Raw genomic sequence first — 24,765 nt, 5'->3', positions numbered from 1 at the left:
TCGGCCCGTACGTACGCGCGTACGGCCCGTACACCGGTCGCCCCCCGGGGAGCCTCAGCCGCAGCGAGTCAGCCCCCGCCCCTGCCGAGCCGGACCGGGTTGGTCATCGCCGCCATGGCGCCCGGCAGACCCGGGGGCGACCCCACGGGCGGACGGTGACGTATCTCCGCTCGTACGTACGCCGCCAGCGACGCCGTCGTCCGCCATTCCAGAGGCGCCGCCGAGGCCGGGCTGGTGAACATCTCGCCCTGGTCGGTGAGGAGCCGGGCCGTGGCGCCCGCCGGCGCGCCCGAGACCTCCAGGCGTACGGCGACCTCCGCATCCGGGTCCACCGCCAACCGCCCCCCGATGTCCGCGTGTTCGCCGTGCCCGCCGCTCGCCGTGAGGCTCACGGAGACCTCCGAGGACTCCGCGATGTAGCTGCGGCCCGCTCGTATGCCCTCCAGCAGGGCCTGCCGCGACAGGTCCTCCGCGAGGACCACCGTCTGCGGTACGCCGACGGCCTGCGGCTCGGCGTGCGCGTCGCTGTTGCCCAAGGCAGGGAGCGGGCCCCGGCCGGACCGCGGGGCCAGAAGCATGTTGTCCCAGGCGGCCACGGCGAGCTCGTCGTCGGCCGTCCAGGGGCCGTTCCACACCTCCACCGCGTCCGCGTCCTCGTAACCGAACTTCCACTGGCAGCCCACGAACGGGCAGTCGGGGTGGGCCGGGACGACGAGGCCGCCCGCGCGGCGGACGCGGCGTGCGAAGCGCGGGAAGTGGCCGTCCCTCGCCCTGTAGCGCCAGTCGACGAAGGTGCCCGGGTCGGTGCCGAGGGCCAGCACATGGCCGTTGCGGGTGGTGACCTCCTCGCCGCAGAGGATCAGGAACTCCTCGTCCCACAGCCCTTCCCAGGCGCCGTGACCCGACGTGGTGTTGTGCTCCGTGGTGGCGATGAAGTCGAGCCCCGCCTCACGGGCGGCCGCGGCGGTCTCCGCCGGCGTGCGCTTGCCGTCGGAGTGCACCGTGTGCAGATGGCAGTCGCCCCGGTACCAGGCCCGGCCGCGGCCCCTTGCGCGCTCCGGCGGGTGGACGGGGCGCGGAGTGCTGCCCGGAGCCCCGTGCCGCAGGGTGACGGTGACCTCGTAGTCCAGGCCCTGCGGGGCGACGGTGTACGGACCGAGGACCACATGCCAGGTCCCCTCACGGACCGGACCGGGCAGATAGCCGGGCGTCGCCTCCTCCGCGCTGATGGTGAACCGGTCGCGCGCGCCGCCCGACCAGCCACGGAAGCCCCGGCCGCCGAGCGCCGTGCCCCGCTCGTCGAAGACGCCGATGTCCAGGGCATTGCCCTTGGTGCCCTCGGGGACGGACGGCTTGCCGTAGGTGTAGGACACCTCGATCTCGCGGACCCCGGCCGGGACCTCGACCGGCAGATACACGAAGTCGGGCGCGCCCGTGGGCAGATGGCCCTTCACCGTCCTGGACTTCTCCGAGCCGTCCGCGGCACGGGCGAAGCTGACGCCGCCGAGGGTGAGCACCCCCGTGGCACCGGCCACCGCGGACAGCCGGAGCATGTCGCGTCTCTCCACACCTGGCATCTGTGCCTCCCCCTGGCCCGCGGGCCGATGCGGCGCACCGTCCCGCACCGCGTCCTGAAGTCGTCCCGAGGCGCCCACCTTGACGCCACGAACCACTGTTGTACGCGTCGGAGACGGGCTGGGAAACCCCTGTGGAAAACTCCGGAACCGTGCACGCGGCGGACGCGAGGGCCCGGCCCGGAAGCCTCCGGTAACGCTGCTCCGGAGCCCGGTTCAGGCGCGCCGCCGCCGGGACGCGGCGAAGACGATCAGCGCCGCCGCCACGATCACGATGAGGACGACGGGTATGACGACCCACAGCCACCATCGGCTGCTGCTCTTCTTGGCGACGGAGTCCGTGCTGCTGTGACCGCCGCCGCCGGCCGTGGTCGTGGTGGTGGTCGTCGTGTTCCTGCCGAGGGTCGAGCCGCCCTTCGAGCTGCTGCCCGAGCTGGTCTTGCTGACGCCTCCGCCGGTGCTGACGGTCCCGCCCGTGCTGCCGCCGGTCGTGGACGAACTCGAGGAGCTGCTGCTCGTCGTGCCGCCCCTGCTCCCGCCGCTGCTGACCCCGCCCGAGACCCGGCCGGGTGCCGCCTGCGTACGTACGCCGTCCTCGCCCTCCCCGCCGCCCGCGCGGTCGCCGGACACCCCGTGGGACGTACCGCCGGAATCCCCTCCCGAGACCGGACCCGCAGCTCCCGGACCGGCAGCTCCCGGAACCGCGGCCCCGGCCGCCGGTCCTCCCTGAAGCCCGGACGCGGCGTGCGCGACGGCGCCGCCTCCGCCCAGCATGCCCAGGAGCAGCACGGCAGCAGTGGTCAGAAGTCGAATTCGCATGTGTTCCCCCGTAGTTGTGGTGTCGGTACGGCATCGCACGTTCGGCCGAACGTCACGCAGCACCGTAGACGATGTGACATTGCCCGCAGTTGCGGCCTCGGAGGGCCGCCGATCCCGCTCGTATGCTCGGTTCATGACTTCGAACGCGCAGGCAGCCCCCACCGCCAACGCAATGCGGCGCGCACTTCGCCGTGCCCGCGACGGTGTGACGCTCGACGCCGCCGAAGCCGCCGTCCTGCTCCAGGCGCGCGGCAGCGATCTCGCCGACCTGGCCCGCTCCGCGGCCCGCGTGCGCGACAGCGGGCTCGAAGCGGCGGGGCGCCCCGGAGTGATCACCTATTCGCGCGGGGTCTTCATCCCGCTCACCCGGCTGTGCCGGGACAAGTGCCACTACTGCACGTTCGTCACGGTTCCCGGGAAGCTGCGGCGCGACGGTCACGGGATGTTCCTCTCCCCCGACGAAGTGCTGGACATCGCCCGCCGAGGCGCCGCGACGGGCTGCAAGGAAGCCCTGTTCACACTCGGGGACAAGCCCGAGGAGAGGTGGCCGGAGGCCCGCGAGTGGCTGGAGTCGCACGGCTACGACGACACGCTCTCGTACGTACGGGCCATGGCCGTCCGCGTCCTGGAGGAGACGGGTCTGCTGCCGCACCTCAACCCGGGGGTGCTCTCCTGGTCCGACTTCCAGCGCCTCAAGCCCGTGTCGCCGTCCATGGGCATGATGCTGGAGACCACGGCCGAGCGGCTGTGGAGCGAGCCGGGCGGCCCTCATCACGGATCGCCCGACAAGGAACCGGCGGTGCGGCTGCGCGTGCTGGAGGACGCCGGGCGCTCCAACGTCCCCTTCACCACGGGGCTGTTGATCGGCATCGGCGAGACGTACGAGGAGCGCGCCGAGTCCCTCTTCGCGCTGCGCCGCATCCAGAGGGCGTACCACGGCATCCAGGAACTCATCATGCAGAACTTCCGCGCCAAGCCGGACACGGCGATGCGCGGAGCGCCCGACGCCGAACTGGAGGAGCTGGCCGCGACGATCGCCGTGGCGCGGCACATCATGGGGCCCTCGGCCCGCATCCAGGCGCCGCCGAACCTCGTCGACGGGGACGCCGGAGAGTTCGCGATGCTCATCGACGCCGGCATCGACGACTGGGGTGGCGTCTCCCCGCTGACGCAGGACCACGTCAACCCGGAGCGCCCCTGGCCGCAGATCGACGACCTGGCCGAACGCACCGCCGCCTCCGGCTTCGTGCTGCGCGAACGGCTGCCCGTCTACCCGGAGTTCATCAAGCGCGGCGAACCCTGGCTCGACCCGCGCCTGCTGCCGCACGTGAACGCGCTCGTGGAGCCGGAGACGGGCCTCGCACTTGAGGACGCCCCCGTCGAGGGCCGCCCGTGGCAGGAGCCCGACGAGGGGTTCATCGCGCCCTCGGGACGCACCGACCTGCACCGCACCATCGACACCGACGGGCGCACCGCCGACCGGCGCGACGACTTCGACGAGGTCTACGGCGACTGGGACTCCCTGCGCGAGGCCGCACAGCCCGGCATGACACCCGAGCGGATCGACACGGACGTGCGTGCGGCGCTGGCCACCGCCGCGGACGACCCGACGCGCCTCACCGACGACGAGGCGCTGGCGCTGCTGCACGCGGACGGCTCAGCCCTGGACGCGCTCTGCCGGATCGCCGACGAGCTGCGCCGCGACGTGGTCGGCGACGACGTGACGTACATCGTCACCCGCAACATCAACTTCACCAACGTCTGCTACACGGGCTGCCGTTTCTGCGCCTTCGCGCAGCGCCGCACCGACGCCGACGCCTACACCCTCTCCCTCGGCCAGGTCGCCGACCGTGCACAGCAGGCGTGGGACGTCGGCGCCGTCGAGGTGTGCATGCAGGGCGGCATCCACCCGGATCTGCCGGGCACCGCCTACTTCGACATCGCACGCGCGGTGAAGGAACGCGTGCCGGACATGCATGTGCACGCCTTCTCGCCCATGGAGGTCGTCAACGGCGCGAGCCGCACGGGACTTTCGATCCGCGACTGGCTGCTGCAGGCGCGCGAGGCGGGACTCGACTCGGTCCCCGGCACCGCCGCGGAGATCCTCGACGACGAGGTCCGCTGGATCCTCACCAAGGGCAAGCTCCCGGCGGCCACCTGGGCCGAAGTCATCGAGACCGCACACGAGTCGGGCATCCGCTCGTCCTCCACGATGATGTACGGACACGTGGACCAGCCCCGCCACTGGCTCGGTCATCTGCGCAAGCTCGCCGAGATCCAGCGGAAGGCGCTCGCCAAGGGGGTGGAGGGCTTCACCGAGTTCGTGACGCTGCCCTTCATCCACACCAACGCGCCGGTCTATCTGGCGGGCATCGCCCGGCCCGGCCCCACCACCCGGGACAACCGGGCCGTGACCGCGATGGCCCGGCTGCTGCTGCACCCGCACATCACCAACATCCAGACGAGCTGGGTCAAGCTCGGCACCGAGGGCGCCGCGGAAATGCTCCGCTCCGGCGCGAACGACCTCGGCGGCACGCTGATGGAGGAGACGATCTCCCGGATGGCCGGGTCCTCATACGGCTCGTACCGCTCCATCCAGGATCTCGTCGCGATCGCCGAGGCCGCCGGCCGTCCCGCCCGCGCCCGTACGACGCTGTACGGTCGTGTGCCGGCGGAGCGCCTGGAGGCCGCACACCGTTCCGACGGACACCTTCCGGAGCTCCTTCCGGTGTTGGAAAACTGAACCGGCGTTCTAGAGTGCTGACCCCGGTGCCGTGACCGGTAATGAAGCTTGCCGGGAGGGCGACGGGGGCCGACCACCCCCTTGCTTGCCCTTACCCGTCCGTCGTACCAGTGGGAGAGAGACGTGGCCGCTTCCGGCGGTGATGCCATGTGGGGCCGCACCGAGCAGCAGGATTTCCGCAGCAGGGTGCGAGGCTGCCTGCTGGGGGGCGCGATCGGCGACGCGCTCGGGGCGGCCGTGGAGTCCGACTCGCTGAGCGCGATCCGGCAGGCCCACGGTGAGGCCGGAGTGACGGATTACGTGCCGGCCTACGGGCGGCGCGGAGCCATCACCGACGACACCCAGATGACGCTGTTCACCACCGACGGCCTGATCCGTGCGCACGTACGCCGCGACACGGGCGCCTGGCACCCGCCCACCGATGTGCACGCCGCCTACCGCAGGTGGCTGGCCACACAGCGGGACTGGGGGCCGGACGAACGCAAGAAGGAGGACGGCTGGCTGGCCCGCGAGGAGTGGCTGTACGCGCAGCGCTCCCCGGGCAAGGCCTGCCTCAGCGGGCTTGCCGACGACCGCATGGGCACCTTGGAGACTCCCAAGAACCCCGAGTCGAAGGGCTGCGGCACCGTCATGCGCTCGGCGCCGTTCGGGCTTCTGGTGGGCTGGGAGCCGCAGTTGGTCTTCCAGCTCTCCGTGGAGTGCGCCGCTCAGACGCACGGCCACCCGACGGGATATCTGGCGGCGGGCGCGTTCTCCGCGATCGTGCACGCGCTGGCACGCAAGGACACCCTCGACCACGCTGTGCAGAAGGCTCTGGCCATGCTGGCCACACGGCCGGGCCACGAGGAGACGACGGACGCACTGAAGCGCGCGCTCGGTGCGATGCGGCAGGGCATGCCGTCCGCGGAACGCGTCGAGTCGCTGGGGGAGGGGTGGACGGCCGAGGAGGCTCTCTCCATCGGTGTCTACTGCGCGCTCGTGGCCGAGGACGTACGCCACGGGCTGCTGCTTGCCGTGAACCACGGCGGTGACAGCGACTCCACGGGCGCCGTCTGCGGCAACCTGCTCGGCACCATCCACGGGGAGACGGCGCTTCCGCCCGCGTGGGTCGCGGAGCTGGAGGGGCGCTCGACGGTGCTCGAACTGGCCGACGACTTCGCCATGGAGATGACTCAGGGGCCCGCCCTGCACGCGCCGGGCGCGGCGTCACAGGCCTGGCTGGACCGCTACCCGCGGGCGTGACGTCGCCGGGGCGGCCGTTCCGGGCATGGAAGAGCCCTCTCGGCAGGGACGGCGGGCCGGTCGAGAGGGCTCTGTTCCAGGGTGGACGCGGCTTCAGGCGGTGCCGGCGTCCTCACCGCCGGACAGGCCGGCCACGAAGCCGGCCCAGGCTCCCGGCGGGAAGCTCAGCGACGGCCCGTGCGGGACCTTCGAGTCACGCACCGCCACTGCACACCGGGTCGGGGACTTCACTTCGACACACGCCCCGTTCGCCGAGTACGTCGATTTGGTCCATTCGGTCGTGTTTCCCTGCTGAATTGCCATGTCTGCTCCGGTTGTTCGACTCCGGTGGTCGACCGTACGCCTCGATTTCCCAACGCGAAGGGGCCGTTCACTCGACCGGATGGCATATTCCGAGCCGCTCTTCACGCCGCTCTTGGGCAGGGTGTACGCTCCCCGCCCTCAGCCGCGGGCATAGTCCTTTGCCACATTCTCGATGAACTCGCGTGTCTGATCCGGGTTGAGAGCTTCGGCGCGCAAATGCTCATACATCACGCTGTAGCTCTGCACGTCGTGCGACTTCTCCAGATAGAGGTCGCTCGTGACGCCCTCCAGGTAGACCACCGAGGAGTCGGAGGCGTCGGGGAACTCGAGGATCGCGTACTGCCCGTTGACCCCCGGGTGCGCGCCCATCGAAAAAGGCATCACCTGGACCGTCACATGCGGCAGTTGGGAGATCTCGTTGAGCCGCTCGAGCTGCTCCACCATGGTCTGCCGGCCGCCGACGCGGCGCCGCAGCGCCGCCTCGTCCAGCACGGCCCACAGCCGCAGCGGATGACGGGTCTCGCTGATCCGCTCCTGACGGCGCATGCGCACCTGGACGCGCTTGTCGATGTCCGCCGCCGAGGCCTCGGGCTGCGCGCCCACGCATACGGCCTCCGCGTACGCCCGCGTCTGCAACAGGCCCGGCACGACCTGGGGTTCGTAGACGCGCAGTGACGCCGCGTCCGTCTCCAGGCCGATGTAGACGCTGTAGGGGATGTCTCCGAACGCGTGCCACCAGCCTTGCTGGCGCGACTCCTTGGCCATCTGCATGAGCGATTCGACGACGCGGTTGTCCTCGACCTCGTAGACCCCGCACAGGTCTCTCACGTCGCGCTGGCTGATGCTGCGCCGGCCGTTCTCCAGGCGGCTGATCTTCGACTGGGAGACCAGCAGGCGGTCGGCGACCTCTTCCGCCGTCATGTTCTTCAACTCGCGGAGGCGACGAAGTTCCTGGCCCAGACGGCGGCGCCGGACGGTGGGGTTGACGTTTGACGCCACAGGGGCTGCACCTCCGCGTAAGTACGACTACTTTCAAGCAGGTTGCCACCACCGTGAGCGATCTCGCTGGCGAATGGCAACAGAGGGTGCAGAGCCGGGCACACAGACGGTCCGGTTACGGCCACGGCCGACGGCGGCGGCCAAGGGTTTCCAGAGGGCCGGCGGGGCGAGCGGAGAAGACGGTGACGGCCGGGCGCCCGGCGAGCGGGAGCGGGCGGGGAACCGGGGGCGGCGTCGAAAACAGGCCCTTGTTCCGGGCGCACTTGGCCGGGCGGGAGCACGCCCCGAGGGGCGTTCCCGGCCTGCGGGGAACCGCCGGATTCTTCAACTTCCTTGCAGGTCAGGGCCGTTGCGGCGCCCGCGGGTCCTGCGGCCGCGCGGCTCGTCCGCCGCGGCGTTCCGTCGCAGGTGCCGGGCCGTCGGCGTCGCCCGCGCCGCCCGCCTCCAGGGCCGGTTCGTCCACGGGCGCGCGTGCGCGCGGGGTGGTGGTCCGGCCGTCCCCTTCGACGGCCGGACCACCACCCCGCGCGCCATCACGGCCCGGCAGGCGCGTTGCCGCGCTGCCGGTGGTGCCCGGTGCGCTCGCGCGCACCTGTGATCAGCGTGCGCCGGCGCGGACCATCCCGCCCACACTCGGCCGTGCCTTCTCCGGCACATGCCTGGACTGGACGTGCCCGGAGGGTACGCCGGCGCCCGCTGCCGCGGGACGACCGCCCTGAGCGGGGGGCGCCGCCGGAGCACCGGCCGCACCGTTGCCCGCCGCACGCCGGGGCTGGGCCCCCGCGCCGTTCTGCACATCCATCACGGCGTGTGCGACGAGACCGCCCATCGGGTCGTGCCTTATCAGGTCCCGGAGCCGGGAGCGGCATGAGCGCCCCTCGTTGCCGGGATAGAGGTGCTTGCCGAGACCGACCGCGTGGGCCAGCGCCGCGAGCGCAGCCGTCCGCGGGTCCGGCGGTACGCCGGTACGGATCGCGGCATCCAGCCGGGTTCGGATCTCCCGGCTGATCGCCGTCTCCGTCGCCTGATAGCGCGTCGTCGGCAACACCCCGCACATCTGGCTTGATACGGCATGCACCATGCCGCACCGCTCCAGGTGTGTGAGATAGGTTTGGCGAAGTCCCAAGCGGGGCCCGCCGATCCAGTGGACAGCGCGCACCGGGCTGCCACGCCTTCGCAGCAACTCCAGTGCGGAGTCCAGAGTTGGATCTCCGGTCGGCCGTGGCAGCACCACGGCGATGCGGTCCCCATCAGGGGCTATACGTCCTGCGAGAGCCAGCTCGACGAGCTGGGCCCCGGCCAGGCCGAGGTCAAGCGACTGCGGCTGTGCCGTGGTGCCCGTGGCCGGGTCCAAGGCCAGCAGCAGAAGCTCCTCCGGAATAGTTCTGCGGCTCCTGCCCATCCATGCCTCCCCGCGTGGATGTCTGACAGGGTGACCCCTCTCACAATGGTCTGTCGAGAGCGCCTGGGCGTTATGGACGGGAACCAGTAGGTATGTCGTTCTCGTCTGCACGGTCGGAGAGACCTGTCTGTGACCTTGCCGGAGCCCCCGCGCGATGTGGGAGGCGCGGCGCACAGGACACTGTTAACTGGTACGGCGAGCGGCGAGCATTCATCAGCAGGAGGCATCGGTGGCGGGCGAGTCCCCCGACAAGGTGGAGCGCGGGCAGTCGTCGGGGGAGACGACGGACGACGGCGCGGCGGTTGCGTCCACCGGCGGGAAGAAGGCCGGCGCGGAGAAGTCCGGCGGAAAGAAGTCCGGCGGCGGGAAGCGCGAACGGAAGACGGGTGCACGCCCGGACGCCGCACGTACCGGCTCCAAGAAGAATCCCGGCGAAGCCCGGAACGAAGCCCCGGGCGACGCTTCGACGGAAGCGCCCGCGGACTCCGCCCGGAGCGGTGACGAAAGCGAAGCGGAAGCACCGGGGACCGCCACCCGGGACGCCGCCGCCGACCCCGGTTCGCCGGACGCCTCGGACGCCCCGGACGACTCCGGCCCCGCGGGAGCCGCTGACCCCGGCAGCGCAGCCGAGGGCAAGGGGCGCAGCGACGACAGGCTGAAGGCGGCGGTCGCCGCCTGGGTCGCCGGCTCGGACGACGAGCCGGACGAGGCCGCTCCGGACGCCGCGAGCGCGGACGGTCCCGGAGGCCGCGTGGACGACGAGGGCGGCGGGGACGGCGGGGACGGCGGGGACGGCGGGGCAGTCAAGGACGGAGCGGCGAAGTCCGGCGCGGGGGAGAAGGTTTCAAGCCAAATCCCGGCCAGCCATCTGCCCGTACGCCCGAAGTCCGAGGAGGACGAGGAGCCGGACCCGGCGGATGACCCGCGAGCCCCGGAGGCCTCAGAGGGCTCAGAGGCCTCAGACGGCGCTGAGAGCTCGGCGGAGGCCGTCGCCGAGGCCGACCACCCCACGGCGATGTTCAGGACCGTACGGCCCGGCTCGGACGACTCCGCGGCCGCGATCGACAGCGAGGAGGCGGCGAGGCGGGCCGAGCGCATGACGTCGGCCTTCTTCGGGTCGGGCAAATCCGCCGCAACCGAAGAAGCAGCAGCAAAGACAGAGAAGGCGGACAAAGCGGCCGACGAAGCGGAAGACTCTGCGCGATCCGCCGGGAAGGAGGACCGCTCCGGAGCTCACGGCGAGAGCCGGGACGGTCGCCGCGACGAGGAGCGGGGCGAGGACCCCGGCGAGCGGGAGCCAGCCGCCGGCGAGGCGGAGCCCGGGCAGGGCCGCGAAACCGCGGGCGATCCGGACGGGTCCGGCGAGCCTGACGGGCAGGCGGGACAGGACACCGAACGGATCGACGAGCCCACGGCCGCGTTCCGCACGGTCCGGGCGGACGATTCCGCGACCGGGAAGACCGGGAAGAAGAGCCCGCCGGAGAAGAGCGGGAACGGCCGCGTCGACCAGCCGACGACCGCGTTCCGAACCGTGGAGCCCGGCAAGGGCAGCGAGGCGCGCGGCAAGGAGGACGCAGAAGCAAAGCCGGCAAAGCCGGTCGACCCACGGGTGGCGGGCTTCGTGAAGCCCCGCACGGACGGCGGTGACGAGGCCGGGTCCGGGACCGGGCCGAAGAGCGCGGAGTCCACGTCCACGGACTCCAAGTCCACGGACTCCAAGTCCACGGAATCCGAGCCGACGTCGAAGTCCCCCGCGGCCGAGCCCGAGTCGAAGCCGAAGCCCGGGACCGAATCCAGGACCGACACGAAGCCCGAGCCGAAGCCCGAGTCGGAGTCCAGGACCGAGGCGAAGCCCGAGTCGGAGTCGGAGTCGGAGCGCACGAGCCAGTTCGTGCCCCTCCGTTCCGCCGACGCGCCGCCGAGCGCCAAGCGCACGCCCTCCGCTCCCGTCGTACCGCCGAAGCCCGAGGGCAAGCCCACCGCGGGTGAGCTGCCCCCCGAGGCCGAGTCGCCGAAGCTCACCGAGGCCGAGCTGACGCGGCAGCAGGTGCGGCCCGACCAGGCGCCGCTCGACCTGCTCGCCCAGCTCACCAACACCCCGCCGCCGCCGGAGACTCCGCTGCGTACGGCGGTGCGCCGGGTCAAGATCTGGACGCCTCTGGTCGTCGTGCTGGTGGTCCTCTTCGCCATCGCACAGGCCGTACGACCGCTGCCGGAGCCGGAGTTGTCCCTGTCGGCCCAGCCGACCTACAGCTTCCAGGGGCCGAAGCCCTCCGTGCCGTGGCCCTCCGAGGGGCAGGCGGCGCTGGACGTGCAGGGCCTCGGCTCGTTCGGTACGTCCGGCAAGCAGAAGCCGGTGCCGATCGCGAGCGTGGCGAAGGTGATGACCGCGTACGTGATCCTCCGGGACCACCCCGTCAAGAAGGGGTCGAAGGGCGCGAAGATCCCCGTCGACCAGAAGGCGGAGGACGAGGCGGGCCTCAGTGCGCAGAACGAGTCGACCGTCGAGGTGAAGAAGGGCGACACGCTCTCCGAACGGGAGGCCGTCCAGGCGGTGATGATCGCTTCTGCGAACAACGTGGCCCGGCTGCTCGCCCGTTGGGACGCGGGGTCGGAGAAGGCGTTCGCGAAGAAGATGAACGCGGCCGCCGAGGATCTCGGGATGAAGAACACCAAGTACACCGATCCCAGCGGTCTGACGTCCTCCACCGTGAGCACCGCTTCCGACCAGGTGAAGCTCGCGAAGAAGGCGATGGGGATCGACCTCTTCCGCGAGACCGTGCGGCTCCCCGGCTACAAGGACGCCAAGGGTGAGCAGCACGGCAACTGGAACAAGCTCGTCCCGCTCGACGGAGTCGTCGGCATCAAGACCGGTACGACGACGAAGGCCGGCGGCAACCTGCTGTTCGCCGCGGAGAAGAAGGTCGGCGGCACCGAGCAGTTGATCATCGGAGCGGTACTCGGGCAGTACGAGCCGTCGATACTCGACACTGTGCTCCGCGAGAGCAAGAAGCTCATCGACACCGCCCAGGACTCGCTGCGGGCGCAGAAGGTCGTGCAGAAGGGCGAGGTCGTGGGTTACGTCGACGACCAGCTCGGCGGCAGGACACCCGTGGTCGCCTCCCGGGACGTCTCTGCGGTCGGCTGGTCCGGGCTGAAGGTGAAGCTCGGACTCACGGACGGCGGCGATGCGCTGCCGCACGAGGGGAAGGCGGGCGACAGGGCCGGCACGCTGACTGTCGGCGACGGACCCGGCCAGGTGAGGGTCCCGGTCACGCTGAAGGAAGACATGAGCGAGCCGGGCTTCGGAGCCAAGTTGACCAGGATCTTGTGATCCGGGTGGCATGGCCCGGTGAGAGGGGCCCGGCTCACAGCGGGTGAGGCGGGCCGAGCCGTACGGGGGAGAGCGCAGTGCCGATCGCAGGAGCCGCAGATGCCGGAAGGTGACGACGCCGGCATAGCGCCCGGGGACGAGTACGTCCCCGGGACGGAGCGGGGCACCGTACCCGGGCCGAGGCGGGGAGCGGACCCGGACGCCGGCGGGGAGAGCCGTGAAAGCGCGGCCGCCCGGACCCGCGGCGGTACGCGGGAGCACGGGCGTACCGCGTCGCGCCCCTCCCGCAGGACCTCGGGCGACGGGCGCAACGCAGCGGCCTACCCCGGGGCGCTGCCCCGTACCGCCGCCGACCAGCACACACGTGCGGCGACCGATGCCCGTCCGGACGCGCCCGCGAACGAGCGCGACACGCTGCGCCCGGGCCGCCCCGGCCATCCCGGCCACCTGGGCCATCCCGGTCACCCCGTTCCCCTCGGCCAGCCCGGCGACCGCCGCCCTCCAGAACTTCCCGGCCCGGACCGCGACCCGCACCCCGGCCCGCACCCCGACGACGGCCCCGGTCAGGACCCCGGTCAGGACCGCGAGGGCGCCCCGCGCCCCGGTTCGCCGGCCGCCGCCCCCGCTGCGGCGCCCGCACCCGCTCCCGCCGCTCCCCGCCGTCGGTCCCGGGCACGGCGTCTCGCGGTCGAGCCGCTGCGTCACCCGGTGGCCGCCCCCGTACTGCTGGCGACCGTCCTGCATCTGCTGTGGCTGTGGCTGCTCGCCAGCGGCGGCGGCGACCTCGCGGCGCAGGACGCGTGGGCCGAGTTCGTCAGGGAGCACCCGGATTCCGCGTACAACCTGGCCTGGTACGGAGGGCTGCACCCCTTCTCGTACAGCGTGATCTCGCCGTACCTCATGGCGTGGCTGGGGGTGCGCAGCACCCTGATGCTGGCCGGAATCCTCTCCTCCGGTCTGCTGGCGCTGATCCTCCGGCGCGTGCTGCACAAGCCGCTCCTCCCCGCCCTGTGGGGCGCCTTCTCCTTCACCTGCAACGCCGCCTCGGGGCGCGTGACCTTCGCCCTCGGTGTGCTCTTCGCGCTCGGGGCGGTCGCGATGGTGTGGGCCTGGCCGCAGCGCTGGTGGCGCAGCGCGGGCACGTGGCGGTACGCGCGGGGCGCGGCAGCGGCTGTGCTCGCGGCGCTCGCGACGACGGGCAGCCCCGTCGCCGGGCTCTTCCTCGAAGTCGTCGCGGCCGCGCTCTTCCTCGACCGGCGCCGCCAGGCCGCGTACTCGCTCGCCGTCACGCCGCCCGTCGTGGTGGCCCTCTCCGCGGTCTTCTTCCCCTTCCAGGGGCTGCAGCCGATCCCGTGGTGGTCGGTGCTCTTCCCGCTCGCCGGCGCCGTGTCGGCCTTTCTGTTCGTGCCCCGCTCGTGGCGCACCGTGCGGCTCGGGGCACTGGTGTACTCGGTGGGCGTGGTGCTGACCTGGCTGATCCCTTCGCAGGTCGGGTCGAACGTGGAGCGTCTCAGCCTGCTGTTCGGCGTGGTCATCCTGCTGGCCGCGGCCCCGCTCGTGGTGCGCCACTGGCGGTCCCGGCGGGGGGTGGCGATGATCGTCGCGCTGGTCGTGGCGGCGGGCTGGCAGCTCGGCAAGCCCTCGTACGACGTGTTCGCGACGACCCCTGACGACGCCTGGACGAAGGAACTGCGCCCGCTGGTACAGCAGTTGAAACGAGTCGACGCCACCCGCGGACGGGTGGAGGTCGTGCCCGTACGAAGCCACCGTGAGGCCTCGGCACTCGCTCCGTACGTCAATCTCGCCCGCGGCTGGAACAGGCAGGCCGACCTCGACCGCAATCCCGTCTTCTACGAGAACGGCGGTCTGACCGCGAAGAGTTACCACGAGTGGCTGCGGCGCTGGGCGGTGCGTTACGTGGTGCTGCCCTCCTCGCCTCCGGACGGTGCGGGCAAGGAGGAGGCCGAGATCGTCCGTGCGGGGCAGCCCTATCTGAAGGAGGTCTGGAGCGGCGTGCACTGGCGGCTCTTCCGCGTCGCCGACCCGCTGCCCCTGGCCGAGCCGCCCGCGACCGTGGAGCACGCGGGTGCGGGCCAGGTGAAGGTGAGGGTGCGGGAGCGCGGAGCGGTCCTCGTACGGATTCCGTGGTCGCCGTGGCTCGGCCTGGTCGACGCGGGGGGCCGCCGCATCGAGGCACCGGCGCCGGGCAGGCCGAACCTTCAGGGCTGTCTGCGCAAGGCCGAGCCGCGGGTGGGCGGATCGCCGCCGCCCGGCGAGGAGGAGCCGGTGACGGACACCTGGACCCTGCTGGATGCCCCGCGCCCCGGCACGTACCGGCTGGCGGCGCCTTACAAGCTGCCCCGCGGTACGACCTGCCCGGACACGAGCGGCCTGGGCGGCACGGTCGGTCCGGCGGCGGGGACGGAAGGTCCGGAGCGGCCCGGCCGTACCGACGGGCCGGGGGCCGACCGGGACCGGTGACCAGGGCGACCGGCGGACCGGGAGCGGTGACCGCCCGCGCACGGCGCCGGACGCCCGTACGCATCAGCGCCGGACCGGCCGTCGGCGGCGCACCCGTACGGGACGGGTCAGCTGCCGCTGCCGTAGGGGCGGGTGAGGATCTCCAGGAAGTGCCCGTCGGGATCGGCCCAGTAGACGCCCCGGCCGCCGTCGTTGTGGTTGATCTCGCCCGGGCGCTGCCTGCCGGGGTCCGCGTAGTAGGTCAGCCCAGCGTCCTTGATGCGTCCGAAGATCGCGTCGAAGTCCTCCTCGGAGACGAGGAAGGCGTAGTGCTGCGGCGTGATCGGGCTGTCGCCGGCGTCCATGAAGTCGAGCGTGGCGTCGTTGTCGGCGACCACGGGCAGGAACGGGCCGAACTGCGGCCGCACTTCGAGCCCCAGCAGGCCCGCGAGGAACTCGGCGGAAGTCCTCTTGTCGGTGGCGTGCACGATCGTGTGGTTGAGCTGGACGGGCATAGCGTCTCCTCAAGCGCTCGCGGACGGGGCTCGGCAACGGCTCCCCGCTGACATCGCTGACCTTCCTTCACATCCAACGAACGTCCGGCGCAGCGGATTTCGGGATCCCGTTCGGTCTTTCGTCGTAGGCCCGCGGCCGGTGAGCGGGCCCGGTCCGCGGGACCACGGCGTTCGACCGGCCCCTGGTCCGGTCAGGAAGGTGCGCGCATGCCGGTGCGGGGAAGCAGTGGTACGAGGGCGTCCCAGCGCTTCATCTCGCAGCCGTTCTCGCGGTTGAAGTGGGCGTCGACGGGCCGCCCGGCCCAGCGTCCGCGCACATGGGCGCTGGCCGGACCTCCGTACTGCATGGTGCAGCGGGTGCCCGAGGGCACGGGCGCGAAGGGGTCCTTCCCCCAGGTGGTCAGCTCGTCCAGCCCGTCGCAGGCCTGCTCGGCACGCGGGTGGTCGCCGGCCGTGGGGTGGCAGTACAGCTCGTAGGTGCCTTCCGTGGCGCCGTCGCCGGATTCGGCGACGGTGACGGTGAGGCGGTCCTGCTGCCCGTGGCGCACGTCGCCGAACGCCTCCGGGGTGACGGTCAGGGCGCAGGTCAGTGCGGTCGCGGTGAGGGCGAGGCGGCGGATCAGCATCGGGACTCCTTGACACCGGTACGGGCGGAACAGAGGGAGGACGGGAGCGGGAGCGGCGTACGGACAGGGGCCGGACGGCGTACGGACCGGGCGGGGAACGGGCGCACGGCGCGCGGGCGGTCCGGTGGGCCGGCCGTCGCACGTGCGGCAAGCTCCCTCGGCCCGCCAACGCCTCTCAGGGGGCGCGCGTCATGCCCGGGGCCGCGGGTTGACCAGAACGAGTTACGCTCCGGGCCGCATACGGCCGGACCCCGGGCCCATCGGCCGCGTGCTGACCCGGCGGGCTCACCCGGGGGCGTCGACGGCCCGGCTCACTCGGGCAGGTCGACGGCGAGGAGCGCCGGGCGGCTGCCGCGGCCGTCCAGGGCGGGGGCGTCCAGGGCCGGGGCGTCCGGCCCGTCGTGCCGCTGAGTCTCCTCGCGGCTCCGGGCACCGCCGTCGGTCTGCCTCTCGTCGCGGTTCTGACTCCCGTCGTGCGTCTGCCGCTGGACGTGTGTGTCCGGCTCTCCGGGTTCGGAGGACCCGTCCGGCAGCACCCGCCGGTGTTCCCGTGGCGCGCCGGGGACGGTCCTGCCCTGCCTGTTCCATTCGTTCGCGAGCCCGGCGTAGATCGGCTCCAGCCAGTAGGCGCCGGTCAGTTCCGCGAACTGCGTGCGGGGTTCGGCGGGACCGGGCCCGTCCTGGCGTGCGGTCCTCAGAACGATGAATGACGTGTTTCCCATGCACGAGCAACACGGGGCGGTGAGCCGGGGACACCGTCCGCGCGGTCGCTTCACTGCCACGAGAGCCCTCGTTCGATCACGCCTTGGTCACGGAAGGTCAAGAACCGGTGGCGATGCCTGATTCTGTACGCAGCGGTCCGCTGTCGCGGCCGTGCACACCGGCGCCTCGCCGGCCGCAGGCCGGCTCCCGCGCCTGACAGGGGGGCATCTTGCGCAAGCTGACCTACTTCATCGCCGCGTCGGTCGACGGCTTCATCGGCCGGCCCGACGGCGAGGCCGGGTTCTTCACCGAATACGTGGACGAGGAGTTCTTCGAGTTCCTCAAATCGGAGTTCCCCGAGACCATGCCGACCCACGGGCGGCAGCCGCTGGGCATCGACGACCTGGAGAACCAGCAGTTCGACACGATCGTGCAGGGGCGGGCGAGCTACGACCTGGCGCTGGAGGCCGGCGTCACGAGCCCGTACGCGCACATGCGTCAGTACGTCGCCTCACGGACCATGGAGAAGTCTCCCGACCCCGCAGTGGAGATCATCTCGGAGGACCTGAGGGGGAGGGTCCGCGCTCTCAAGGAGGAGGGCGGCCTCGGCGTCTATCTGTGCGGCGGCTCCGTGCTCGCGGGTGAACTGCTCGACGAGATCGACGAGTTGATCGTCAAGACCTATCCCCTGGTGCTGGGTTCCGGCATGCCGATGTTCGCTTCCGGCTTCGGGCTGGAGCGGTTCGCGCTGGAGTCCGTGCGTACGTTCGGCAACGGCGCGCTCGTCAGCCGGTACAGCCGGGAGCGCTGAGCGGCGGGCGGTGCCGAGTCCGGCGTCCCCCCGGCGCGGGCGGGCGCTCAGCGGATCTGGCGGCGTACCAGTTCGTGGAACTCGCCCGAGGTGTCCGCGAGCAGTTCCGCGGGCGATCCCTGCTGGACGATCCGCCCCTGCGACATCACCAGCACCCGGTCGGCGTCCATGACGGTGGAGAGCCGGTGGGCGATCACGAACCGCGTGGCCTGGAGCTTGCGGGTGCTCTCGATGACGGTGCGCTGCGTCTCGTTGTCGAGTGCGCTGGTCGCCTCGTCGAAGTAGAGGATGCGGGGGCGCCGGATCAGGGCCTGGGCGATCATCAGGCGCTGCCGCTGTCCGCCGGAGACGGCGGCGCCGCCGTCCGAGAGGATGGTGTGCATCCCCATGGGCATGCGCTTGATGTCCTCGGCGAGGCCCGCCATCTCCGCGGCCTCCCACGCCTCGTCGTGCGAGTAGATCTCCGCGCCGCAGATGGAGTCGAGGATCGAGCCGACGAACGGCTGCGCGTTCTGCAGTACGACGCCGCACTGCCGGCGCACCGCGGCCTGGTCGAGGGCGGAGAGGTCCTGGCCGTCGTACAGAACACTGCCCGAGACCGGCTTCTCGAAGCCGATGAGCAGCCTCAGCAGCGTCGACTTGCCGCAGCCGCTCGGACCGACGACGGCCACGAACTCGCCCGGCTCCACGCGCAGCGAGACGTCGTCGAGCGTCAGAGGGCCGTCCTCGCTGTAGCGGAACGAGAGCTGCCGCGCCTCGACCGCCCCGGTCAGTTCGCCGGGCTGGGTGCTGCCGCCGCGTACCTCGGTGGGCTCGTGCAGCACCGGTTTGACCTTCTCGAACATCGGCAGGGCGGCGGCGGCCGAGATCAGCGAGTTGGTCAGCTGGGTCACCGACGTCAGCAGCATCGTCACGGCGGTGTTGAAGGTGAGGAAGCCGCTGGAGGAGAGGCTGCCGCGGGCCGGCCCGGCCAGCAGCATGAACAGCATGAGCGAAGTGAGCGGCAGATAGACCGAGTTGAGGATCGTGGTGAGGTTCTTGATCCGGCCGACGCGCTGCTGCAGCTCGCGGCTGCGCGCGAACTCCCTCGCCCACGCCGCGTACGCGAAGCTCTCGGCGGCGGCGACGCGCAGCTTCGGCAGACCTCGCAGGGTCTGGAAGGACATGTTGTTGAGCTTGTTGTTGAGGTCCACCAGCTTGCTCTGCCAGCGCAGTTGCCAGACCCCCATGGCGGTGAACGCACCGGCGATGACGATCAGCAGCCCGAGCGCCATCAGCGCCAGCGGAACGCTGTAGAAGAGCAGCAGCACCAGGTTCATCGCGCCGATCGTGCACGCCTGGACCGCCACCGGCCCGACGCCCGAAAGCACGCGCCGCATGGTGCTGATCCCCATGGCGGCGCTCGCGAGTTCGCCGGTGGAGCGTTCCGCGAAGAACTTCGTCGGCAGGCGCAGCAGCCGGTCCCAGACCGCGGGCTGCAGCGCCGCCTCTACGCGTCCCTCCATGCGCAGGATGGACATGTTCTGCAGCAGCATGAAGGCGGCGGTGACGATACTGCTGAGCACGATCGCCAGCGAGACCTGCTTGATGAGGCTGGTCTCGGCGTTCGGCACGAACACACCGAGCACCTGGCCGGTGGCGATCGGCACCAGCGCGCCCAGGCCGACGGCGACGAGTCCGCCGAGTGCGAGGTTCCGCAGGTCCATGCGGGTGCCGCGGAGGCAGAAGCGCAGCAACTGCCAGGCGTTCATGGGCTCTTCGGGCAGCGGCCGGTAGAACATCACGGCACGCGGCTCGAATTCGCCGGCCCGGGACTTGCGGATACGGGTGCGTGCGCCGTCCGCTTCCACCGCCTCGTACCGTCCGCGGCGCCACAGCAGCGCCACGGGCTCCCCGGAAGCGGCCTTGTGGCCCACGAGCGGACCAGTGTTCTCCCGCCACCAGCGGTCCCGCAGCTTCACCACGCGGGTACGGACGCGTGAGCTGAGCGCGATGCGTTCGACGGGGTTCGTACGGTCGCCCGCGGCGCGGCCCTGCGCGGGCGCGGCGAGCTCGATGCCGGCGGCGCCGGCGGCCAGGCGGGCGACGGCGAGCGTCGCGTCGTCGTTCGCCGAGGAGGTGCCGGAGCTGCCCTTGCCGGTGGTGTTGATGGAGGCGAGCAGCGCCTGGTCGGCCTGGGCACGCACGGTCTCGCCCGCCTCGATGCCGGCGGCGGTGCGGTCCTCGTGTGCACGTTCGAGGCGTTCGATCCAGCGGTCCAGGGCGGAGAGCAGCCGGAACTGCTGGTCGACCATGCGCTGCCACATCGCGCCGTCCACCAGGAGCTGGGACGCCGCCGCCGGGCTGAACTCGGCCCCGTACTGGACGCTCCGAGGGTCCACATGCATCCACAGGATCTCGTCGTCGTCCTGGCTCCGGCCGGCGCCAGGGTGGACGGAGTCCGGGGTCACCTCGCCGTCGAGCGGTGCCTCGAAGAGCACGCGGAGGCTGCGTCCGATGCCGAGGGCGAAGGCGGAGTCGAGCTGTGTATGGGGCAGTGCGGCGATGCCGTCGGCCTGGTTCCGGGGCTGGACCTGCTGCTGGTGAGGGTGCTGGTGCTGGTGCTGGTGCTGGTTCCAGCCGGTGTGGCTCTGGAAGTGGGCGGAGACGCTGCTGTACTCGGGCCGCGCCAGTTCGCGCAGCTCGATGCGGCGCAGCGAGCACTCGCGCAGCGGCCTGCCGACCAGCGTGTGCAGAGTGCCCTCGACGGGGCCGAGGAGCAGGGTGCCGGGTTCGAGCCGTCCGAGGAAGTGCCAGTGGCCCTGCTGCACGGCGTCGACGGCGAAGAGGTCCATCGCTCCGGCCGTCACCAGCCAGAGCACATGGGGACCTTCGAGGGGGACGCTCCGCACCCCGAGGCAGTCGACGTCCTCGCCGAGCATGCCGAAGGCGGCGGTCACCGGATCGTGCGGCGGAGCAGCGGCACCGACGGCGGCGTGCCGGCCGGTGTCATGGGTGACGGGGCGGTGCGAGCCGGTGTCGTGCGGGACGGCCGCGGGGTACGAGCCGGTGTCCTGCGGGACGGCCGCGTGTTCGCCCGTGTCGTGGGGAACGGCGGGGTACGAGCCGGAGTCTTGGGACACCGAGGGGTACGAGCCCGTGTCGTACGAGCCGTTCCGTGGCCCCCCGGTGCCGTACGAACCTGTGTCCCACTGGTCGCCGCCGGTCTGCCACGAACCGGTGTCCTGCCCCCTCTCGCGGGGGTCTCCTGCGGAGCCGTCGCCGGATGCCACGTCAGTGCTCCTTGACCAGTTCGGCGTACGGGCCGCCGCGGGCCACCAGCTCCTCGTGGCGCCCGCGTTCGACGACGCTGCCGTGGTCCAGCATGACGATCTCGTCGCTGTCACGGACCGTGCTCAGGCGGTGCGCGATGACCACGCACGCACAGCCGCGCCGCCGCAGGTTGTCGATGATGAGCTGTTCGGTCTGGGCGTCCAGCGCGCTGGTCACCTCGTCCAGTACGAGGATGCTCGGCCGGCGCACCAGCGCCCGGGCGATCTCCAGACGCTGCCGCTGTCCGCCGGAGAGGTTGCGGCCGTCCTGCTCGACTCGGCTGTGGATGCCGCCGGGGCGCCGCGCGAAGTCGTCGAGGACGGCCGCGTCCCGCAGCGCGGTCGTGACGGCCTCGTCCGGTATCGAGGGGTCCCACAGCGCCACGTTGTCGCGCACGGTTCCCTCGAAGAGGAAGACGTCCTGGTCGACGAAGGAGACCGATGCGGCGAGCGCGCTGCGGGAGATGTCCTCCAGCCGCTGCCCGTCGATGCGGATCACGCCCTCCCACGGGCTGTAGAGCCCCGAAATCAGCCTGGAGACGGTGGACTTGCCGCTGCCGGAGCCCCCGACGAGCGCGACCTGCCGGCCCGGGCCGACCGACAGCGAGAACTCTGTCAGCAGCGGCTTGTCGAGCGGGCTGTAGCCGAAGGTGATGTTCTCCAGCGACACATGGCCCTTGAGGCGGCGGGTGTCGGCGACGGGCTCGCGGCGTGAGTAGAGCGAGTCCACCGGGAAGTTCTCGACGTCCTTCAGCCGCGTCACGTCGGCGGCGAAGTCCTGGATGCGTCCGGCGACGCCGTTGAGCCTCGTGATGGGAGCGGTGAAGCGCGTCACGAGCGCCTGGAAGGCCACCAGCAGACCGATCGAGATGTGCCCCTCCACGGCGCGCATGCCGCCGATCCACAGGATCATCGCGCTGTTGAGGGTCGCGAGCGTGGGCGCCACGACGGCCAGCCATGCCGTGGGCACGCCGAGCTTCTGCTGCTCGTCGAGGGTGGTGGCGTGCTGCCCCGACCAGCGGCGGAAGTAGCCGTTCTCACCGCCGGTGGCCTTCATCGTCTCGATCAACTGCAGGCCGGTGTATGAGGTGTTGGTGAGCCGGGCGGTGTCCGCGCGCAGCTTCTGCGTACCGGTGGCCCGCAGCCGGAGCACCACACGCATGGCGACCAGGTTGAGCAGCGCGATCAGCACACCGATGACGGTCAGCTGCGGATCGTACGTCCACAGCAGCACCGCGTAGAGGATCACGACGACGGCGTCCACGCCCGCGGCGGCCAGATCGCGGGAGAGCGTCTCGGCGACCGTGTCGTTGGACTGGAGGCGCTGCACCAGATCGGCAGGGCTGCGCTGGGCGAAGAAGGTGACGGGCAGCCGCAGCAGATGACGGAAGAAGCGTGCGCTGCTCAGCGTCGAGGAGATGATGCGCCCGCGCAGCAGATTCGCCTGCTGGAGCGCGGTCAGCACGGCGGTCAGCAGCACCATGGCGCCCATCGAGGCGAACAGCACGCCCAGCAGCGACGTCTGGTCCCCGATCAGGAACATGTCGATGTACGTGCGGCTCAGCGCCGGCACCGCGGCACCCACACCCACGAGCAGGAGGCTGGCGAGCAGCGCGGCCAGCATCGTCCCGGTGGTGCGGCGCAGCCTCGCCGGCATGGCGCTCATGGCGCCGGGGCGCTTGCCGCCGCGGCGGAAGTCCTCACCGGGTTCGAAGGTGAGGACGACGCCCGTGAAGCTGGTGTCGAATTCCTCCAGCGGGACGAAACGGCGGCCCTTGTCGGGGTCGTTGATGTGCACGCCGCGCTTGCCGAGGCGGCGTCCCATCCCCTCGTAGACGACGTAGTGGTTGAACTCCCAGAAGAGGACGGCCGGCCCCGGCACCTCCGCGAGGGCCGCCGGCTCCATCTGCATGCCCTTGGCCGTCAGACCGTAACTGCGGGCCGCCTTCAGGAGGTTGCTGGCGCGCGAGCCGTCGCGGGAGACACCGCACGCGATACGGAGCTGTTCGAGAGGCATGTGCCGGCCGAAGTAGCCGAGGACCATGGACAGGGCGGCGGCGCCGCACTCCACGGCCTCCATCTGCAGCACGGTCGGCGTGCGGACGGTCTTGTAGCGCGCCTTCGGTATCTGCTGAGGCGCGCTGCGCCGGGCGGCGCCCGTACGGTGCTTGCCGCTGCTCCGTGCGCCGGACCTGCCGCTCCTGCCGCCGTCGGGGCGGTGCTTGCGCCTGCCCGGGGGCGGCAGCCGGTTCTCGCCTGTGGTCTCCGTGTCCGGGGCCTCGGTGTCCTGTGGCCCGGCGCCCGGGGCCGGGTGGCGCGGGGGACCGGAGCGCGGGGTCCCGGCGGCCTTGGCGGCCCTTCCGCTCCTGCCTGCCTTGGCGGCGCCGGCGGTGTGGTCCGTCCTGTCCGCGGTCTTCTTCTGCTTCTTCTGCTTCTTCTGCTTCTGCCGCGGGCTCACGGGAGCAGCCAATCGACGGGGCGCTCCGAGGGCTGGTGTATCGCGCCGTCGGTGACCGTCATGGACTGGAGCCGGTACGGCGGGCCCTTCTCGGAGGACCATCTGTAACCGGACTTCGTCGCCGCCGACTTCTCCAGCTCCACCAGGACCGCGACCGGCTGTCCGTCCTTGGTGAACTGGGCGGCGAGCTGGCTGTTGCCGAGGAAGCCGGAGATCTGCTGACGGGTCTGCGCTCTGCCGACGGCCTTCACGCGGCCGCGCAGCACGCCGTACTCGTCCGTCGGGGCCGACTGCACCGTGAGGTCCACCGCCGCACCGGGGGAGACCGTGGATCCGCTGCTGCCCGGCACGTACAGCATGGCGACCAGCGGCTCGCCGGGCTTCTCCACGCGCTCGACGGTCGCCACGTCCTTGCCGGTGGTGATCACGGAGCCGATCTTCGCCGTCAGCGATGTCACGCGGCCTGCCGCCACCGTGCGAACTGCCTCGTATCCGCGGTCCGTTCGCACCTTCAGCACCGGTGTACGGGCGGGAAGCATGCGGCCTTCCTCGGCCAGCACCTCGACGACCTGGCCCGAGACCGGGCTCTGCAGCACGTAACTGCCCTTGGCGTGGGTGAGGATGCCGGGCGCGTCGAGTTTCCCCGAGACCTTGCCCGTGACGGCCCAGTAGCCACCGCCCGCCATGACGAGGACGGTCACGAGCAGCACGAGCCAGCCCTGCGGGCGCGCGTAACGCACCGGCAGGTCGAGTTCCTCTGGGGACTGCAGCTTGGAAAACGCCTTCTGGCGGAACTGCACGGGGCTATTCCCTCAACTGCGTTCGTCGCTTTCAGGCATGACGCTTCCTTCGGGACGACGCCTCAAGGCATCGGCTTCGTCGGCGGGGCGGGCGAGCGCACGACCGGCAGCCGGGGCGGCCGGCGGCGCGAATTCGGGGACAGAAGTCGCAAGGCTTTCACAACTTCCCCCGGACGCATCCGTAAGCCCCGGAACAAGGGGGTTCCGGGGCTCACGATCACCCCACTGGGATTCGGATGCACCGAGCGGGACGGGCTGTGCACTGCTGACCCGTCCGCCCGGTGACGGGCAACGCCTCAGAGACCGGCGAGGCCCGTGACCTGGGAGGTGTCGACACCGGTCAGGCCGGAGGCAACGCCGTTCACAGCGGCGGTGGTCTCGGAAACCGGGGCCACGGAGTCGGCGGTGCTCACCGCGGTGCCGACGACGGAGCCGACGACGCCGCCCGAAACGTTGTCCAGGTCGTTGTCGGAAATCTCGCGGGTCTCAATGAAGTCCATGAGTTGAGCTTCCCTTCGCTTGCTCTGGTGTTCTCAATAGCAGCGGCCGGCTCGGGGAAAGCCGTCCGGCCGTACGAGCGGTCGTCTGATGCCCGACAACGGGAACCATTCGTTCAACTTCCGCGTCAGGGCCCGATCAAAGCATGCGTACGCGCTGCCAGGCCAC

The 24,765-nt window shown here is 71.5% G+C and carries 17 protein-coding genes; 5 read left to right on the top strand and 12 right to left on the bottom strand.

What is annotated here, in order from left to right:
- Positions 1-68: 68 nt before the first annotated feature.
- Together AN215_RS08870 and AN215_RS08865 are read right to left on the bottom strand one after the other, a co-directional pair.
- Complete coding sequence (locus tag AN215_RS08870; RefSeq protein ID WP_488803504.1) at positions 69-1,568, bottom strand: CehA/McbA family metallohydrolase; 1,500 nt, start codon at positions 1,566-1,568, stop codon at positions 69-71.
- Between the two features lie 222 nt (positions 1,569-1,790).
- The gene (locus AN215_RS08865) at positions 1,791-2,393 is read right to left on the bottom strand and encodes a hypothetical protein (RefSeq protein ID WP_139140706.1); all 603 of its coding nucleotides are present in this window, start codon (positions 2,391-2,393) and stop codon (positions 1,791-1,793) included.
- Positions 2,394-2,526: 133 nt separating this feature from the next.
- Here AN215_RS08865 and AN215_RS08860 point away from each other — a divergent pair, with 133 nt between their 5' ends.
- Both AN215_RS08860 and AN215_RS08855 read left to right on the top strand, forming a co-directional pair.
- Positions 2,527-5,136 carry a bifunctional FO biosynthesis protein CofGH gene (locus tag AN215_RS08860; RefSeq protein WP_070013130.1) on the top strand — a complete coding sequence of 870 codons (2,610 nt, stop codon included), beginning with the start codon at positions 2,527-2,529 and terminating at the stop codon, positions 5,134-5,136.
- Between the two features lie 147 nt (positions 5,137-5,283).
- Complete coding sequence (locus AN215_RS08855) at positions 5,284-6,378, top strand: ADP-ribosylglycohydrolase family protein (protein ID WP_070013131.1); 1,095 nt, start codon at positions 5,284-5,286, stop codon at positions 6,376-6,378.
- Between the two features lie 93 nt (positions 6,379-6,471).
- On the opposite strand, the gene AN215_RS08850 is transcribed toward AN215_RS08855, so the two are convergent.
- The 3 genes from AN215_RS08850 to AN215_RS08840 all read right to left on the bottom strand — a co-directional run bounded on the left by AN215_RS08850 (position 6,472) and on the right by AN215_RS08840 (position 9,082).
- Positions 6,472-6,681, bottom strand: a complete 210-nt coding sequence (locus tag AN215_RS08850) for a DUF397 domain-containing protein (RefSeq protein WP_070013132.1) — start codon at positions 6,679-6,681, stop codon at positions 6,472-6,474.
- A gap of 138 nt (positions 6,682-6,819) precedes the next feature.
- Positions 6,820-7,680, bottom strand: a complete 861-nt coding sequence (locus AN215_RS08845; RefSeq protein WP_070013133.1) for a helix-turn-helix domain-containing protein — start codon at positions 7,678-7,680, stop codon at positions 6,820-6,822.
- Between the two features lie 598 nt (positions 7,681-8,278).
- Positions 8,279-9,082: a GOLPH3/VPS74 family protein gene (locus AN215_RS08840; protein WP_079122828.1), complete on the bottom strand. Its 804-nt coding sequence runs from the start codon at positions 9,080-9,082 to the stop codon at positions 8,279-8,281.
- 229 nt (positions 9,083-9,311) lie between these two features.
- Here AN215_RS08840 and AN215_RS08835 point away from each other — a divergent pair, with 229 nt between their 5' ends.
- Complete coding sequence (locus tag AN215_RS08835) at positions 9,312-12,416, top strand: D-alanyl-D-alanine carboxypeptidase (RefSeq protein ID WP_070013134.1); 3,105 nt, start codon at positions 9,312-9,314, stop codon at positions 12,414-12,416.
- A gap of 99 nt (positions 12,417-12,515) precedes the next feature.
- On the top strand, positions 12,516-14,897 hold the full coding sequence (locus AN215_RS08830; RefSeq protein ID WP_070013135.1) for a DUF8823 domain-containing protein: 2,382 nt from the start codon (positions 12,516-12,518) through the stop codon (positions 14,895-14,897).
- 107 nt (positions 14,898-15,004) lie between these two features.
- Here the strand turns inward: AN215_RS08830 and AN215_RS08825 are convergent, their stop codons facing one another.
- The 3 genes from AN215_RS08825 to AN215_RS08815 form a co-directional block, all read right to left on the bottom strand.
- A complete protein-coding gene (locus AN215_RS08825) occupies positions 15,005-15,391 on the bottom strand; it encodes a VOC family protein (protein ID WP_070013136.1) in 387 nt (128 codons plus the stop codon).
- A 191-nt stretch (positions 15,392-15,582) separates the two neighbouring features.
- Positions 15,583-16,017 (bottom strand): SSI family serine proteinase inhibitor, encoded by a 435-nt coding sequence (locus AN215_RS08820; protein WP_070013137.1) that lies wholly within the window; start codon positions 16,015-16,017, stop codon positions 15,583-15,585.
- Between the two features lie 311 nt (positions 16,018-16,328).
- The gene (locus tag AN215_RS08815) at positions 16,329-16,739 is read right to left on the bottom strand and encodes a hypothetical protein (RefSeq protein ID WP_070013138.1); all 411 of its coding nucleotides are present in this window, start codon (positions 16,737-16,739) and stop codon (positions 16,329-16,331) included.
- Between the two features lie 209 nt (positions 16,740-16,948).
- On the opposite strand from AN215_RS08815, the gene AN215_RS08810 reads away from it, so the two are divergent.
- On the top strand, positions 16,949-17,530 hold the full coding sequence (locus AN215_RS08810; protein WP_070013139.1) for a dihydrofolate reductase family protein: 582 nt from the start codon (positions 16,949-16,951) through the stop codon (positions 17,528-17,530).
- 47 nt (positions 17,531-17,577) lie between these two features.
- On the opposite strand, the gene AN215_RS08805 is transcribed toward AN215_RS08810, so the two are convergent.
- From AN215_RS08805 to AN215_RS08790, 4 genes are all read right to left on the bottom strand, one after another.
- On the bottom strand, positions 17,578-20,451 hold the full coding sequence (locus AN215_RS08805; RefSeq protein WP_079122990.1) for an NHLP bacteriocin export ABC transporter permease/ATPase subunit: 2,874 nt from the start codon (positions 20,449-20,451) through the stop codon (positions 17,578-17,580).
- Between the two features lie 352 nt (positions 20,452-20,803).
- Complete coding sequence (locus AN215_RS08800; protein WP_245694450.1) at positions 20,804-22,921, bottom strand: NHLP family bacteriocin export ABC transporter peptidase/permease/ATPase subunit; 2,118 nt, start codon at positions 22,919-22,921, stop codon at positions 20,804-20,806.
- A 374-nt stretch (positions 22,922-23,295) separates the two neighbouring features.
- On the bottom strand, positions 23,296-24,099 hold the full coding sequence (locus tag AN215_RS08795; RefSeq protein ID WP_070031131.1) for an HlyD family efflux transporter periplasmic adaptor subunit: 804 nt from the start codon (positions 24,097-24,099) through the stop codon (positions 23,296-23,298).
- Between the two features lie 296 nt (positions 24,100-24,395).
- The gene (locus tag AN215_RS08790; RefSeq protein ID WP_070013141.1) at positions 24,396-24,599 is read right to left on the bottom strand and encodes a hypothetical protein; all 204 of its coding nucleotides are present in this window, start codon (positions 24,597-24,599) and stop codon (positions 24,396-24,398) included.
- Positions 24,600-24,765 lie beyond the last annotated feature (166 nt).

This window comes from Streptomyces abyssalis (assembly GCF_001751365.1).
Taxonomy (GTDB): Bacteria; Actinomycetota; Actinomycetes; order Streptomycetales; family Streptomycetaceae; genus Streptomyces; species Streptomyces abyssalis.
This window is presented reverse-complemented; position numbering and strand designations above follow the sequence as displayed.